General features: G+C 61.2%; 15 protein-coding genes. 4 read left to right on the top strand and 11 right to left on the bottom strand.

From position 1 onward, the window contains the following. The first annotated feature begins 23 nt into the window (after positions 1 to 23). Positions 24 to 1,562 carry a long-chain-fatty-acid--CoA ligase gene (locus ABIE52_RS18370; protein ID WP_054826798.1) on the top strand — a complete coding sequence of 513 codons (1,539 nt, stop codon included), beginning with the start codon at positions 24 to 26 and terminating at the stop codon, positions 1,560 to 1,562. 3 nt (positions 1,563 to 1,565) lie between these two features. On the opposite strand, the gene ABIE52_RS18365 is transcribed toward ABIE52_RS18370, so the two are convergent. From ABIE52_RS18365 to ABIE52_RS18320, 10 genes are read right to left on the bottom strand one after another with little or no spacing between them, the layout of a single operon-like run. Next, positions 1,566 to 2,207 carry a TetR/AcrR family transcriptional regulator gene (locus ABIE52_RS18365; protein ID WP_054826799.1) on the bottom strand — a complete coding sequence of 214 codons (642 nt, stop codon included), beginning with the start codon at positions 2,205 to 2,207 and terminating at the stop codon, positions 1,566 to 1,568. A 58-nt stretch (positions 2,208 to 2,265) separates the two neighbouring features. Next, positions 2,266 to 2,790 (bottom strand): Rv1363c family protein, encoded by a 525-nt coding sequence (locus tag ABIE52_RS18360; protein WP_042451875.1) that lies wholly within the window; start codon positions 2,788 to 2,790, stop codon positions 2,266 to 2,268. Next, positions 2,787 to 4,025 carry an MlaD family protein gene (locus ABIE52_RS18355; RefSeq protein WP_192711847.1) on the bottom strand — a complete coding sequence of 413 codons (1,239 nt, stop codon included), beginning with the start codon at positions 4,023 to 4,025 and terminating at the stop codon, positions 2,787 to 2,789. The genes ABIE52_RS18360 and ABIE52_RS18355 overlap by 4 nt, the downstream gene beginning before the upstream one ends. Continuing rightward, positions 4,022 to 5,095 carry an MCE family protein gene (locus ABIE52_RS18350; protein WP_042451872.1) on the bottom strand — a complete coding sequence of 358 codons (1,074 nt, stop codon included), beginning with the start codon at positions 5,093 to 5,095 and terminating at the stop codon, positions 4,022 to 4,024. Before ABIE52_RS18350 ends, ABIE52_RS18355 begins: the two co-directional genes overlap by 4 nt. Further along, positions 5,095 to 6,174, bottom strand: coding sequence for an MCE family protein (locus ABIE52_RS18345; RefSeq protein WP_192711848.1), 1,080 nt, complete (start codon positions 6,172 to 6,174; stop codon positions 5,095 to 5,097). The genes ABIE52_RS18350 and ABIE52_RS18345 overlap by 1 nt, the downstream gene beginning before the upstream one ends. Beyond that, a complete protein-coding gene (locus ABIE52_RS18340) occupies positions 6,171 to 7,163 on the bottom strand; it encodes an MCE family protein (protein ID WP_228401865.1) in 993 nt (330 codons plus the stop codon). Before ABIE52_RS18340 ends, ABIE52_RS18345 begins: the two co-directional genes overlap by 4 nt. Continuing rightward, the gene (locus tag ABIE52_RS18335) at positions 7,160 to 8,170 is read right to left on the bottom strand and encodes an MCE family protein (RefSeq protein WP_192711850.1); all 1,011 of its coding nucleotides are present in this window, start codon (positions 8,168 to 8,170) and stop codon (positions 7,160 to 7,162) included. The genes ABIE52_RS18340 and ABIE52_RS18335 overlap by 4 nt, the downstream gene beginning before the upstream one ends. After that, positions 8,167 to 9,351, bottom strand: a complete 1,185-nt coding sequence (locus ABIE52_RS18330) for an MCE family protein (protein ID WP_063315055.1) — start codon at positions 9,349 to 9,351, stop codon at positions 8,167 to 8,169. The genes ABIE52_RS18335 and ABIE52_RS18330 overlap by 4 nt, the downstream gene beginning before the upstream one ends. Next, positions 9,348 to 10,193 (bottom strand): MlaE family ABC transporter permease, encoded by an 846-nt coding sequence (locus ABIE52_RS18325; RefSeq protein WP_003945610.1) that lies wholly within the window; start codon positions 10,191 to 10,193, stop codon positions 9,348 to 9,350. Before ABIE52_RS18325 ends, ABIE52_RS18330 begins: the two co-directional genes overlap by 4 nt. Beyond that, positions 10,193 to 11,047: an MlaE family ABC transporter permease gene (locus ABIE52_RS18320; protein ID WP_003945667.1), complete on the bottom strand. Its 855-nt coding sequence runs from the start codon at positions 11,045 to 11,047 to the stop codon at positions 10,193 to 10,195. Before ABIE52_RS18320 ends, ABIE52_RS18325 begins: the two co-directional genes overlap by 1 nt. Positions 11,048 to 11,275: 228 nt before the next feature. Here ABIE52_RS18320 and ABIE52_RS18315 point away from each other — a divergent pair, with 228 nt between their 5' ends. Together ABIE52_RS18315 and ABIE52_RS18310 are read left to right on the top strand one after the other, a co-directional pair. After that, on the top strand, positions 11,276 to 11,914 hold the full coding sequence (locus ABIE52_RS18315) for a carbonic anhydrase (RefSeq protein ID WP_003945421.1): 639 nt from the start codon (positions 11,276 to 11,278) through the stop codon (positions 11,912 to 11,914). A gap of 97 nt (positions 11,915 to 12,011) precedes the next feature. Then, complete coding sequence (locus ABIE52_RS18310; RefSeq protein ID WP_007726893.1) at positions 12,012 to 12,755, top strand: DUF4232 domain-containing protein; 744 nt, start codon at positions 12,012 to 12,014, stop codon at positions 12,753 to 12,755. A 25-nt stretch (positions 12,756 to 12,780) separates the two neighbouring features. Here the strand turns inward: ABIE52_RS18310 and disA are convergent, their stop codons facing one another. Then, positions 12,781 to 13,866 carry a DNA integrity scanning diadenylate cyclase DisA gene (disA, locus tag ABIE52_RS18305; protein ID WP_024487741.1) on the bottom strand — a complete coding sequence of 362 codons (1,086 nt, stop codon included), beginning with the start codon at positions 13,864 to 13,866 and terminating at the stop codon, positions 12,781 to 12,783. 535 nt (positions 13,867 to 14,401) lie between these two features. On the opposite strand from disA, the gene ABIE52_RS18300 reads away from it, so the two are divergent. After that, on the top strand, positions 14,402 to 14,902 hold the full coding sequence (locus ABIE52_RS18300; RefSeq protein WP_354541514.1) for a tyrosine-type recombinase/integrase: 501 nt from the start codon (positions 14,402 to 14,404) through the stop codon (positions 14,900 to 14,902). Positions 14,903 to 14,929 lie beyond the last annotated feature (27 nt).

Genomic DNA, 14,929 nt, shown 5'->3' with positions numbered 1-14,929 from the left:
CAATCCAGAAAGGGCTTTTCACGATGTGCTCGCAATATCGCCTTGCCGATGAGTCTCGACGCCACGCTGCTGCACGACCAGACGCCCTCGCGTTGACAGGTCGAGACGGGTCGATGACGTTTGCCGAGCTCGACCTCCGCACCAGTCGGCTGGCCAACGTTCTTCTCGACCTGGGTTGTAGATCTGGAACCAGGGTGGCTGTGGTGGACAGAGGCTCGACTCAAGTCGTCGAGATCGTACTTGCGGCAGCGAAGATCGGGGCAGTGGCAATCCCGATCAATTGGAGGTTGTCCGGCGCCGAGGTTGCCGAGGTGCTCGCCGACGCGGACGCTCGTGTGTTGTTCTTCCACAGTGAATTCGAGGGTGTGGTCTCGGCGGTGCAGGCATCGGAAGGGGCGAAGCTGCGTGTCGTGAAGATCGACGGTTCCGAGGAGTTCGACTACGAAGCGCGATCGGCAGGCGCAAGTTCGGTCGATCCGGGATGGCGCGGAAGCCTGGACGACGTTGTACTGCAACTGTATACATCCGGAACGACGGCAAAACCCAAAGGTGTTCTCACATCCAACAGGAACCTGGAGGCATGCACGCGAACCGGCGGGCCATGGGGATTCGACGAATCCTCGGTCAGCTTGTGTGCGATGCCCCTGTTCCACATCGGTGGATTGGGTTGGGCGCTCGTGGGACTTGCGAATGGCGCCCATAACGTCGTTCTCCCAGAATTCACACCTGCCGGTCTGTTGGAAGTACTGGAAGGGATGAGTATCACCAATACCTTTCTCGTGCCTTCCGTCATCGGGATGCTGGTCGACGTACCAGGCGCGCGAGAGCGCAATTTCGCAACTCTCCGATCCATCGCTTACGGTTCCTCGCCGATCACACCATGGGTCTTGAAGCGAGCTCTCGAGACGTTCCGCAAGCCCCTGTTCCAGGTCTACGGGCTGACCGAAACGCATGGAGCAGTAACACAACTCGATTCTTGTGACCATGCGGTGGACGGCGAGAAGGTCGGACTGCTGCGCTCGGTCGGAAAACCCTACCCCTGGGTGGACTTGAAGGTGATGTCACCGGAAGGCGAGGAAGTTGCGGTCGGCGAGGCCGGCGAGATCTATGTCAGGTCTCCGCAAACGACCGAAGGTTACTACCGACGGCCGGAAGAGACTGCCGCTGCGATAGATACCGACGGGTGGTTCCATACCGGCGACGTGGGACGGGTCGACAGCGAGGGCTACGTCTACATCACCGATCGGATGAAGGACATGATCATCACGGGTGGAGAGAACGTCTATCCCATCGAAGTCGAATCGGTCATCGCCGACTATCCGGGAGTATCCCAAGTTGCCGTCATTGGAGTGGAGGATCCACTGTGGGGCGAGGCGGTCAAAGCCGTCGTAGTTGCTGCTGCAGGGCATCAACTCGATACCGACTCGATTTCAGGTTTCGTTCGAAGCCGACTTGCCGGCTACAAGTGCCCCAAGTCCATCGAGATAGTCACGGAACTTCCGTTGGGTGCTACGGGCAAGATCCTCAAGCGCGAACTTCGGGCGCGATATTCGACAGTATGAGAATCAACGTGCACGCTTGCGGCCGGGCTTGCATCCAACCGTATTCAGTGCGATGACGGCGTACTTCTGAGCTACCTCTTCCGGGGTGAGTTCTCCCTTGGCGTGATACCAGCGCGGAATCGACTGGCACATCGCGAGAAGTGCGCGGGTGGTCTCGGGCACGTCTGCTACTGAGAAGAGACCTCGTTCCGAACCCTCGGTGACTATGCCGAGCACCAATTCTTCGACGCCCTTGCGTACGACACGATATCGCTGTCGGTGTTCGGGGCTGAGGTAGCGCACTTCCCCCTCGAGGGCTGCCAACCGAGAGCGGGTCGTCATACGAAGCACGATCGCTTCGACGACGTTGGTGAGCTGTTGTCGAGGGTCGTCTCCGCCGTCGGCGTACGCGCTGTGGGCACGAGCGAGGACGTCACTGGTCGAAATCTCCAGCAGAGCAAGGAGGATCCCTTCTTTGCTCTGGTGGTGGTAGTAGAGGGCGGGGATCGTCACGCCGACGCGGCGTGCGATCTCGCGTATCGAAGTACCGTGGAACCCGTTGTCGTAGAATCCTTCGAGGGCGGCTTCCAGGATAGGAGTCAGCTCGAGCGGCTCGATCCGTCGCCAACTGGCTGTGGCGTCCTTCGCCGAATCTTTCGTGGCCATACGTGGTCCCCTAGCTATCGCTCGATAATGCTCGGGGAGATACTACGCCGCGACGAAGTCACAACAACTGCACGTTGCTCAGTTTCCACTCGCCGTCCTCGCGGACCAGCGAAAGTTGCATCCGGTTGCGGTCGATTCTCGGATCGGGGGAGTTGGTGTTCGTGATCGTCTGATCGAGGAACACGAGCACCTCGGCGTTGTCGCGATCACTGCTCGCCAACCCGGCTGAAATGATCTGAGCGGACGAGGTCGCCTGATACTGCACGATCATGTTCTGCAAGTTGGCTGCCACCTGGGCGTACTGACCGGCGAATTCGCCGACAGAATTGTCACGGACCACGGAGAGATTCTGATCGAGGTTCTGGAAGTTGTACGTCGCAAGATCAGTGGCGAATTGCCGTCCGCTGTCCAGGGCGCTGATACGCGCGTTTTCGTCGACCGATTTCTGCCAGGTCGCGAATGCGCCCCATCCGAGCGCCGCGACCACGACCAGGGCGCCGGCAACGATCGCTACGGTCTGCTTGCGAAGCCGCTTGGGCTTGTCGACGATTGTGGGCGTCTGGGGTTCGGTTGTCTCGGTCATTGCGTTCCTTGTACTAGTAGTGCGGCAAACGAGTTGTCACCGAGAACGGTGTTCTGACCACCGTTGAGGCCCAGACGAATCGACGTTCCGTCACCGGCTGCGACCGTTCCGAGGGCAGGATCGTATTCAGCAACCCCGTCGATCGTTCCAATTCCGGTGGGGACGTTCTGCGATCCGCGATTCTGGATCCGGCCCGACTGGTCCGCGCAGTGTTGGTTCTTGTCGAGCGTGGTCGGTGAGGTGTCCTGTACCGATCGCCGGGGCGTGTCGTAGATACAGACCGGTCCGAGTGCTGTGATCAGATCAAGCTGTGCCCGTCCGTCTTTGACGATACTTCCGAACTTCTCGAATCCTTTGGGCACCACCACCAACAAGGCATCGACGGCGGGCATCCGTGCAGTGACGATCTGAGTGGAGACGAGAGAATTGGCCAACAGCAGACTGAACGGCTCACGACTCTGTTCGATGAGAGGCAGTATCTGATTGTCGAGAACACTCGGGCTTCGATCGAGGAGTGTGCGCAGTTGCGGATCGGAGTTTCGTACCTGATCTGTCAATTGGCGAAGTGTGAGTGCAACTTCGGGAAGAGCGTCAACATTTTCCTCGTTCGCAGTGAACAGTGAGCGCGAGTTCTCGACGAGTGTGTTGACACGCGGTTGATCGGATTGGACAGTGCGCGCGAGCACGTCGAAGTTGTCGACGAGCGCCTGCAGATCCGGACCCAATCCGTTCAATCCCTCGCCGAGTTCGTGCGAGAGGGTTCGCAGGTCTGCCGGATCGACGGTGTCGGCAGCAGCGTTGAAATTCGCAATCACGGTTCCCAACGCGACCGGGATCGAAGTGCGCTCAGTCGGAACAACGGAACCTTCAACCAGATACGGGCCGCCGTCGGTCTGCGAGGACAACTGAACTTTCAATACCGGAACGGCGGTGTCCTGGCTGATGGCCACATGCGAATCGTTGGGGATCTGTTTGTCGGCGGCGATGCTCAACGTCATCACGACGAGGTCCTGGGCAGAGTCCACCTCCACCGACTCGACGTCGCCGACGGTGACTCCGCGATAGGCCACTTCCGAACCGGGAGCGATTCCGGCCGCGTTCTCCAATTCGACGATGACCGAGAAGGTTCCGGTGAACGGATCTCCGGCACCGACTTGCCGGAGTACGTACGTCGTGCTGACCACCGCGATGAGGAGAAAGGCGGCGATCTCGAAATAGACGGTTCGGTTCTTCATCGCGTTCCTCCTTGCAGGGGTGTCGTGATCGGCAGTTCCCGATCGGAGGCGGGCAGAGGTGGCAGTGGCGGTGCGGCGCCCGGGATTATCTCGTTGAGCACTCCGGTCACGGTGCCCTCGACATCGACGTCGAGGTCGATGTTCACGTAATCGCCTGGGCTGGCACGCTCGAGGAGCACTCTTGCGTTGTCCAGGTTGGCCATCGTCTCACCCAGTGTCGGCCCCATTGCCGAGAACTGGTCGAGGATGGGTGACAGTCGTCCGGTGATCTCGGAAATCTGGTCGGCCGACTGGTCGAGTACGGAATTGGTTGCGGTACTGAGCCGATCGGTTTCGTCGAGTAGATCGAGGAGCGGTTGTCGTTGGTCGGCGATCACGCCCAATGCGGGTGTGAGTGTGCGCAAGCCTTCGTCGATGGTGGCGCTCTCGTCTCCGATCAGAGCGCTGAGCCGGTTCAGTGAATCCAGTGCCGAATTGATCGATTCCTTTCGGTCGTCAAGTGTTCCGAGAAAAGTGTCAAGGCGTGCAAGCAGATCGCGGATCGTCTCCTCCCTGCCGTCGAGAATCTGATCAGCCTCACTGACGATGTTCTTGACCTGCGCCAACCCACTGCCGTTCAACAGGGTTCCGACGGCGCCGAGCAGTTGTGCGACATCGGGTCCGCGCACGGTCTCCGATCGCTCGATGGTGGAACCTGGTTCGAGAATGGGGCCCGCTGGATCGACCGGAACTTCGAGGTTGACGAACGCATCGCCGATCGGGGTCGACAGTTCGATCCGAGCGCGGGTGCCGACAGGTAGTTCGATGTCCGACGCGATTTCGGTATGTACCACGGCTGCAAAGGTTTGCGCGCTCATCGACGTGACTCTGCCGACCACTGCCTGGCCGATCCGCACCTCGCCGCCGACGGGAAGTAACGACGCGTCGACGAATTCCATGTTCAGCGGGTACGACTCTCCTGGCAGACCGCGTCCGAGGGGGAGGTGCTGGAAGTTGAGACTGCAGCCGGTCAATGGCGCGGCGATGACAAGTGCCACGACAACGCTCACCACGGACTTGTTCGACGCCATCAGTTACCCCCACCGAGGATGCGTGCCAGGTCGGAGCTGCCTGCCGAAGGAAATTCGATGGGATTGACGATTCCCGGCCCTGTGCACAGCGGTATCGGCATCTCCTCGCACAGTTCTCTCGTCGTGTCGAACTGTGAGAGATCGGTGGCGACGTTCAATCGTGCTCTGGCTCGGCCTTCTTCGGTGACGAGGTTGGCGACGTTCTCGAATCCCGTTGGTGCCGTTTCGATGATCTCGCGCAGTTGATCCTGTTTGGTCGCGACTGCACCGGCCAACTGTGCGAGCGTACCCAGATCGGCGGTGACCGCCTCGCCGTGTTCGGCGAGTAGCGCTGAGACCTGTCCGAGCAACGTGGTCAGGGAATCGAGCGCCCCGCTGATGTCTTCTCGCTGGGCGCTGAACGTGCGGGCGGTGACTGTCACCGAGTTCGACAGGGAGTCGACCTTGGTCTGGTTGTCCGCGATCAACTGCACGAGGGTGTTCAGGTTCTTCACCAGTTCGGAGATGTCGGGACTTGCACCCGCCAGTACCGAACTGGCCTGTGAGATGGACCGAACGGCATCGTTGAATGCTTGCCCGTTGCCGTCCAACGCGTGGGCGCCTTCTCCGATGAGGTCACCGATCCCGCCGCCGTCGGCGCCAGGGCCGAGCGCCACCGTCAATTCGTTCACCGATGCGGTGAGTTGGTCCCACGTCAGAGGGGAGTGAGTGCGTTCGAGAGGGATCACCGCGCCGTCGATGAGGAACTCACCGTCCTCGTAGCCGGGGCCGAGTTCGATCGTGCGGTCACTGATGACCGTGGGAGACAGGACCCAGGCCTGCGCGTCGGCGGGTATACGTGTTCCGGATGGCAGGCTCAGCGCCACTCGTACCCGGGACCCTTCCGGCGTGACGCTCTCGACCCTCCCGCTGGGAACTCCCAGAATCGTCACTGTGTTCCCGGTGAAGATAGCGTCGGTCGAGGTGAATTCGGCGGTGAGAGTGAGTCTGTGTTCGTCACGCGTGACGAACAGGACGGCACCGATCGCGCAGATCACAATCGCTGCCAGCACGGCGAGTTTCTTGACGGTCGTGGTCATCGACACCCCTGAACGAGCCCGACGACGCACAACCAGTTGTCCGGGATGAGGGTGGAGGGTGAGTTGAGGTCGAGCCAGTTGCCGTTACCGGTTGCGTTGGTGACGTAGCGGACGCTGGGGGCGAAGTTGTCGAGCAGTGTGGTCAGTGATTGTTCGTTCTCGGACAGAACTCCCGTCACCACGTGGATGTCTCCCATGACCGAGTCGATCAAAGCCTGGTTGTCGCCCAGGAACCGGGCAAGTGTGGTGCTCAACTGATTCAGGTCTTGTACAAGCGCATTCAGCACATCTCGCCGGTCGGCGATCGTGGACATCACCAGATCCGCATTCCCCAGAAGGGTTTCCAGAGTGTCCTTCTGCTCGATCAGTGTTGCGGTCGTCTGCTGCGCTCCGGTGAGAAGGGAACGGAGCGCAACGTCGTTGTCGTTGACTACTCCGGAGAGTGCGTCGATTCCCTCGAGTGAGCGGCGAATGAGTTCGGGATCGTCCGGTGAGTTGTCGGACACCACGGTCAGCATATTTCGCAGTTGTTGCAGATCAAGGTTTTCCGACGTGGATTGTGCTCCTCGACCGAGATCGTCGAGAGTGAAGGGAACGCTCGTGTTCTCGATGGGGATGGTCGAACCTGCGGGTAACGAGCGCGATCCGTTCGGAGTGACGTCGAGCGAGCGTCGGCCGAGCAGAGTCGAGATCTTGATGTCCGCACGGGAGTCTTCGCCGAGAGTGACGCCGTCGTCGAGTCGGAAGGTGACTTCAACCGAGTTGCCGCTGACCGCCAACGAGGTGACCACCCCGCTCGGGACTCCCGCGACGTTGACCGGATCGTCCTGCGTCAACCCGGTGGCGTTGGTAAAGACGGCGTGGTACTCGTTGGTCTTGACCTTCAAGATCAGTTGAGGGACAACGAGTGCGGCCAGAACCACACCGACTCCGACGAGGATGCAGATGATTCCGTTGCGGACCGGGTTCTTGACGGTGAGCCAGTTCATCGGCACACCGCCGAACGCTCGGGGCCGCCGAGGGTCACCGATTGGTCCAGCGCGCTGAGCCGGAAGTTGCAGATGTAGATGTTCGCCCAGCTTCCGTAGCTCATCGCGATCCCCAACTGGGTGAACAGTTGATCGAAAGCGGTGATACCGGTCGCCAGCGACTCACGATTGTCGACGACGACGCGAGCCGACTGATCGATCGAAGTCAGCGCGCCAGCCAAGTCCGGTTCCACGCCCGTCACAAAGTCCTGAAGTGAAGAAGTCAGTGCGCCTGCGGAATCCACTGCGGCCGAGATCTGTTGGCGGTCCTGTGCCAAACCGCCGACCAGTGTGTCGAGCGTGTTGATCATCTCGACGAAGTTGGGTCGATTCGTCGTGGTCACGGTAAGGACCCGGTCGAGGTTGTTCAGTAGTTGGTCCAAGATCGCGTCCCGGGACGTCAAGTTCTCGGTGACGGCAACAGTGCGCTCCAGCAGGCTTTCGATGGTGGAACCTTGTCCTTGGAATACCTGGACGACCTGTGCGGCAAGCTCGTTGACTTCTGCGGGGTCAAGTGCGTCGAACAGGGGACGGAATCCGCCGAGGATGTCGGTGAGGTCGATCGCCGGCTGAGTCTGTTCCACGGGAATTGTGGCCCCGGGGGAGAGGTAGTTGCCTGTTGCGCGTTCGGCCTGTCCGGGTTCGATCGAAATTGTTCGCGCTCCCAACAGGTCTGCGTACCTCACCACAGCGCGACCGTCGGACGGAATACGTTGTGCAGATTCGAGTTCGAAGCCGACGACGGCTTGGTTGTTCACCAGCTCGACGCTGTCGACGCGCCCTACTCGCACCCCGGCGATCTGAACATCGCTGCCGGTGACCAGGCCGGAGGCATTGACGAAGACGGCCCGGTACTGCGAACTCGACCCGGAGACTGGGTTGATCAGGGTGCTCACCACAACCACGGTGGCGAGAATCGACAGTGCAGCAAACAGTCCGAACCTGATCAGAGATTTCTTCACGCTCATCCGCCCACCACCGTCGTGCCGCGAAATACCGGCCCCGCCACGAGAGTGTCCAAAGCTGTACCGCCCTGGGTGAGAGCCGAGATCAGGGACTGTTCGGCAGGGCTGCCGACCGGGCCGACGGTTCCGCCGAACGCGGTCGCGGCGGCAGGACAGTTGGGTCCGCGGGTTCCGTCGTACTGTGGGCAGTCGGTCTTTCCGTACGGATACAGATCTGTGACGGACAGCCGTAGATCGGTGCTGAGCCACGGACCATGCGCCAACGCGGGCGGGAGCTTGATCGTGAGATTGCGCAGGCCGTTGTAGAAGGTGGTGATGTGGTCCGGCCGCGAAGTGATTGCGCTGGTGAGGGAATCGGCGTCGTCGACCAAGGTGATCATGCGGTCGCGATTGTCACCGATCAGACTCGTGGCAGCAGCTCCCGTGCTGGTGCCGGCACGCAGAAGCCCCGCCAACCCGTCGGATTTCTCGACGACGGTCTTGGATGTGGTGATGGAGTTCTCGAATGCGGCGAGCATGTCCGGCGCACTCGTCGAGAGACTGTCGGCGAGGGTGGCTATGTCGTCGAGGTCGTCACCGAGTCCGTCGATGACGGGCTGCGCACCGACCAACGCTTGGTGGACTGAATCGAGCGATTCGCCGATCTGGTTTCCCTTGCCGCTCAACGCGTCCGAGACTGCCGTGAGTGCGACGTTGATGTCGGCGGGGTCGAGGGAAGAAACGAGCGAGTAGATCCGTGAGATCGATTGGTAGAGCTGGACCGCGACTTCGGACTGATCGGATACCAATTCGGTACCCGGCACGAGAGCAGGACCACGCGAGAGTCCGTCAGGTTGAATCAAGTCTACGAAGAAGTCACCGAAGATGTTGCGGGGCATCAGTCGCACCTGACTTGTCGACGGTATGTCCTCGAACGCTCCCTCGTCGATCGCGAGTGAGACAGTCGAAGCGGTGGTGCCCGGCTCGATCTCGGCCACAGCGCCGACGACGACGCCGCGGTACTGTACCGAGGATCCGACTCGCAGCGCACCGGCACTGGCGGGGACGACAGCACTGACCTGCGGTGTGGAACCGGTGGAGTCCGTACCTCTGCTGAACAAGAAGACGTAGGCGAGGATCAGGATGACCACGGCGAGTAAACCCCGCAGTGCCAGGGTGATTCGGCTGGAATTCGTGACGATCATCCGGTCAGCCCGGGTACGTGAGGTTTGAGTCCCCACAGCGCAATGGTCATCGCGACGTCGGTGAATGCAAGGAAGACGATGCTGGTGCGCAACGCTCGTCCGGCGGCTCGTCCGACGCCTTCGGGTCCACCCGTCGCGGTGTAACCGTAGTAGCAGTGCACGAGGGTCACGACGACCGCGAACACCATGACTTTTATCAAGGACAACCAGATGTCGTTGGGAGAGAGGAAAAGACTGAAGTAGTAGCCGTACGTTCCCTCCGACTGGCCTTTGACCCGGATCACCGCAAGCGCCGTTGCCATGTACGAAGCAAACAGGCCGACCAGGTACAGCGGGACCACCGCGATGAGCGCCGCGATCATTCGGGTGGTGACCAGGTACCGCAGCGAGGGAATCGCCATGACTTCGAGCGCGTCGATTTCCTCGGAGATCCGCATCGCTCCGAGCTGCGCGGTGAATCCGGTTCCGACCTTGGCTGCCAGGGTGATTGCGGCAACGAGTGGTGCCACCTCGCGAGTATTCGCGATGGCGGACATCACGCCGGACAGCGGTGCGAGGCCGACGAGGTTGAGTCCGCGGTAGCCCTCGAGTCCGATCTGGGAACCGGCGAAGAACGAGATCGCGAAGATCACGACGACGCTGCCGCCTCCGGCGAGCAGGGTGCCCGAACCGAATGCCACCTGGGCGACGAGACGGGCGACTTCACGCCAATAGCGCTTGAGGGTTGCGGGAATCGAGGTGATGACACGCGCGTGGAACGTGAACTGATCGCCGAGTCGACTCAGGCCGTCGACGGTCCGCGAACTGACCCGCTTGGCACGAATTGCGATGGGCAGGTGCATCAATAGGCACCTTTCACCGAGACGAACAGTGGGTAGAACTGAGTAATTGCGAGGTTGGCGACAAACACGAGGACAAACGAGAGCACGACGGTCTCGTTGACTGCGTCGCCGACGCCTTGAGCTCCGCGCTTGACGGTCAGGCCCTTGTAGCAGGCCACGATTCCCGAGATGAGAGCAAAGGCAACGGCTTTGATGCCGGAGACGACGAAGTCGCTGGGTTGACTGAATTGAACGAGATTGCGCAGGAAACTCTGTGCGTTGCCGTCGAGTATCAGGACGTGAACGAAGAGGCTTGCGCCCAAACCGATTACGAGAACTATCGAGTTCAGTAGGAGGCAGACGACGGCAATGGCGATCATCCGGGGTACGACCAGGCGTTCGAGCACGGGTAGACCGAGCACTTCGAGTGCATCGATTTCCTCGCGTATCGTTCGCGCTCCCAAATCTGCGCAGATTGCGGAACCGCCGACACCGGCGATGATCAGGGCGCACACCAGGGGGCCGGCCTGTCCGATGATGAGGAACGCGACGACGGCACCGCTGTACGCACCCGCGCCGATTTGATCTGCGAGCGCACCGATCTGCAGTGCTACCCCGACACCGAGGGGAATCATCACCAGAGCGGACGCGACCGAGGTGACGTGGGCGAGAAACCACATCTGGTCGAGCGCCTCACGCCAGGCGAGGCGCTTGTGTCGAAGAGATGTGAACGCCGCAACGCACACGCGAACGGTGAAGGTGAAGAGCAGTCCGATCTCGGAGAGCAGGTTCGAGAACATGTTCGTCTTGGCGGGGGAGACAGCAGTTGTTTCCCCGGTTGTTCCATTCCCGGTCGTCGTAGCTTCGGTGCTCACGCCATCCCCCTCTCCGGCCGAATCGTTCTGGTCGGGTTTCTTCGATCACACTCGGGAGCTCGAAGTGCTCCAGGTCACGTTCGGAGACGGTATCAGGAAACTGACTCTGAAGTAAGTTCCATTTCGGCCACTTCATCACCGGGCGCGAATGTCGACGCGGAACTTTCGTTTGCGTCCACGCAACCTTCCCGGCGAGAGCCCGAAATGCGGCGGGTGCACAATGAGTGAATGCCACGATCAAGCCCCATTTCCGCTTGGAAGTCCCTTCGCGAAGGCAACGAGCGATTTGTCAACGACGCGTCCATTCACCCCAGCCAGGGAATCGCGGACCGCGCGAAACTCGTCGATGGGCAGCACCCCACAGCGGTGCTGTTCGGTTGCGGTGATTCGCGCGTAGCCGCCGAGATCATCTTCGACCAGGGTCTCGGCGACATGTTCGTCGTGCGCACTGCAGGTCACGTGCTCGACGATTCGGTGCTCGGTTCCATCGAGTACGCGGTTCACGTGCTCAACGTGCCGCTCATCGTCGTCCTCGGGCACGACGGTTGCGGTGCCGTGAAGGCAACGCTCGACGCCCTGGACGAGGGCGCAGTTCCCGACGGATTCATCCGCAGTGTGGTCGAGCGTGTTGCTCCGTCCATCCTGATGGGCCGCAACGAGGGCTTGTCCACCGTGGACGAACTCGAAGGCCGTCACGTCGTGGAGACCGGCTCGCTGATCATGCAGAGGTCGCGGATCATCGCCGACAAGGTGGACAAGGGTGCGTGCGCGATCGTCGGCGTCACGTACACGTTGTCCGACGGTCACATGCGAGTTCAGGGCGCGGTCGGCGACATCGGCGAGAGCGTCGAGACCGTCGAGGGTTAGATCTTCCGGGGCAGTGGTACCTGGCAGCAGACAATGGGTACCGACACGCCGCCTCAGCTGACGGTTAGTGGACCCTGCGCCAACTACCGTTGAGTCCGTGTTGGAACCTAATGGACCACTGCCCCCCGAGATCTACTGGCGTCGCCGGGCGCTGGCCATTGGTGCCGCCGTCATTGCACTGGCGTTGATCATCTGGGCGGCGTCCGCCCTCTTCGGCGGTGGAAGTGATACCCCGGAGGCCGATTCGGCCGCTGCGAGTTCCTCGCTGACGACGGACGTCTCCTTCACCCCCAACCCTTCCGGCTCCAACGCGCCGGACGGTGGCGGTGGCTCGGGTGGCGGCGCTGCCGGTGGATCAGGTGGCTCGGGCACGCAGGCTTCGGGATCGTCTTCGTCTTCTTCCTCTTCGTCGACCACCGGGGCTCCGGTCCCGGCCGGTCAGTGCGCCGACTCGTCGCTGGCAGTCAAGGCCACCGCAGACAAGGCGACCTTCGCTCCCGGCGAAGAGCCGTCGTTCACGATCGTCATCACCAACATCGGTTCGGCACCCTGTGATCGAGATCTGGCGGGCGGCCTTCAGCAGGTGCTCGTCTACAGCATCGACGGCAAGACCCGGTTGTGGTCCAACGTCGATTGCTACCCACAGCCCGCAGCCGACGTACGCAATCTCGCGCCCGGCGAGCAAGCTGCGTTCAAGGTCGCCTGGTCGGCCACGACGTCGACCCCCGAGTGCGCGACCGCGCAGAACCCCGAGCGCAATCCGGTGGGCGCAGGCGCTTACACGGTTGTCGGGCAGCTCGGTGCACTGCGAAGCTCCCCGGAGCCGTTCAACATCGCATGAGCGCGGGCAAGCCCGAACAGGCCCGCTAGTTGAAGGATCCGGTGATCGACGTCTCCGCGAGCCGGGAAAGTCCCTCACGGATGTGACGAGCCCACAGCCCGCCGATGCCCTCGACCGACTGCAGATCGGCAGCCGTAGCGGCCAGCAGCGACTGGAGAGTGCCGAAGGATCCGACCAACCGGTGGATCTGATGGAACTGCAATCGAGGTACACGCATCAGCACGCGATATCCGCGAGGAGTCATCGGAGTGTCGAGAGCTTCGATCGTGCCTGGATAACCGAGAACACGCGCAAGAGTCGTGAGATCGAGTAGATCGGCGTCGGTGACGCGATCGAGTGCGACGAGGACGTTGTCCATCGCCGCGGTGCCGATGGGTTCGGGACCGGCAAGATAGTCCCGAACGATGAGTTGACGTGCAATGTCGTTGTCGCCGACCAGTTCTTCGAGCTGCAGTGCCAACTGGCGACCGTCGGTGCCGAGCTCGAGGACATCCTGTTCGATTTCGATCGACACGCGGCGAACCATTTCCAAGCGCTGTACGACGGTCAACGCGTCGCGCAGAGTCACGAAATCCTCGATCTCGACGACCGACAGTTGCCGTGTCACTTCGTCGAGTCGCGCTTTGTATCGTTCGAGCGTCGCGACGGCCTGGTTGGCGCGCGAAAGTATGGTGGCCGAGCCGTCGATGACGTGCCGGATGCCGCCGACGTACACACTGACGATCGACATCGACTGACTGACCGAGACCACGGGATAGCCGGTCTGAATTGCCGTGCGCTCGGCAGCGCGGTGCCTCGTGCCGGATTCGACGGTGGGAATCTTGTGATCGGGAACCAGCTGGACGTTGGCACGCACGATGCGTGTGCCGTCCGTCGAGAGGACAACCGCGCCGTCCATCTTCGACAGCTCGCGCAATCGGGTCGGTGCGAACTCCACGTCGAGGTTGAATCCGCCGTCACACAGCGCTTCCATTTCCTCGTCGTATCCGAGGACGATCAGCGCGCCGGTACGGCCGCGCAGAATTCGTTCGAGCCCGTCTCGCAAAGCGGTACCCGGCGCCAACCTGGCGATGGTCTCTCGCAATGCCGACGACGACTGTGTGTCCGCCATCGCACTGATCATTGAGAAACTCCCTGCTGAGGTCGATGTCACTTCGGTCGGGTCCGATGCCTGCGCCGGACGGATCCCCGTTTAGATTACCTATCCATGACAATGTCACGTATTTGACGGCTGCCTGAGCGCCTCGATGAAAGTCGTTCGCATAACGAATTGGCACGACTCATCCGTAACGTTGGCCCCAGTGGTAACTCAAAGCGGTATGAATCAAAACCACGCGCTCGACGAGTTTGAGATCTGGCAGTACGCACAATCCATGTCGCAGAGGACCGTGATCGAGAGATCCGCGATGCTCCGACGATGCGCGCGTGACCTCTCGGCCGACCCAACCGAATTCACTCCTCATCAGCTCGCATCATGGCTTGCGAACCAGTCGTGGTCCGCCTCCACGCGAGCGACATACTTCGGACACTTGAGCGCGTGGCACAAGTGGCTGCAGAGAACCGAACGCAGGGTGGACGATCCGATGATCCATCTCGGCCGTCCGCGCCGGCCTCGCGGTGAGCCGCATCCAGTCTCGGATGAGCACATGCCAATCCTGGTTGAAACGCGAATGCACAAGAAGACCATGGTCATGGTGTATCTCGGGGCATTGCAAGGCTTGCGCGCCCATGAGATCGCCAAGATCCGAGGCGAGGAGGTGGACGTCGTCGGAGGGACGCTGAAGGTGCAGGGCAAGGGGGGAGTATTCGCGATCCTTCCTCTGCATCCCGAGGTGGCACGGCTCGCCGCAGACATGCCTCGCAAGGGCTGGTGGTTTCCCTCGCGGACCGACCCGAAGCGGCCAATGCGCCCGAAGTCGGTGACGAACACACTGAAGGCACTCATGGTGCGTGCGGATGTTCCGAACACCGGACACTCGCTGCGCCACTGGTTCGGGACAACGCTCGTGGATAGCGGCACAGACCTGCGCACTACACAGGAATTGATGCGCCACGCCTCGCTTGCCGACACACAGAAGTACGTGAGGGTGCGAGACAAGCGAAAGACCGAGGCAATCGGCAGGCTGCAGCTCAGGCCTGTCGCGTAGTCGACCGCAAAGCGGTCAGTTCAGACG

The sequence above is a fragment of the Rhodococcus sp. OAS809 genome, assembly GCF_040546695.1.
Taxonomy (GTDB): domain Bacteria; phylum Actinomycetota; class Actinomycetes; order Mycobacteriales; family Mycobacteriaceae; genus Rhodococcus_F; species Rhodococcus_F qingshengii.
The sequence above is the reverse complement of the archived record's forward strand: the minus strand, read 5'-3'. Positions and strand labels throughout refer to the sequence as shown.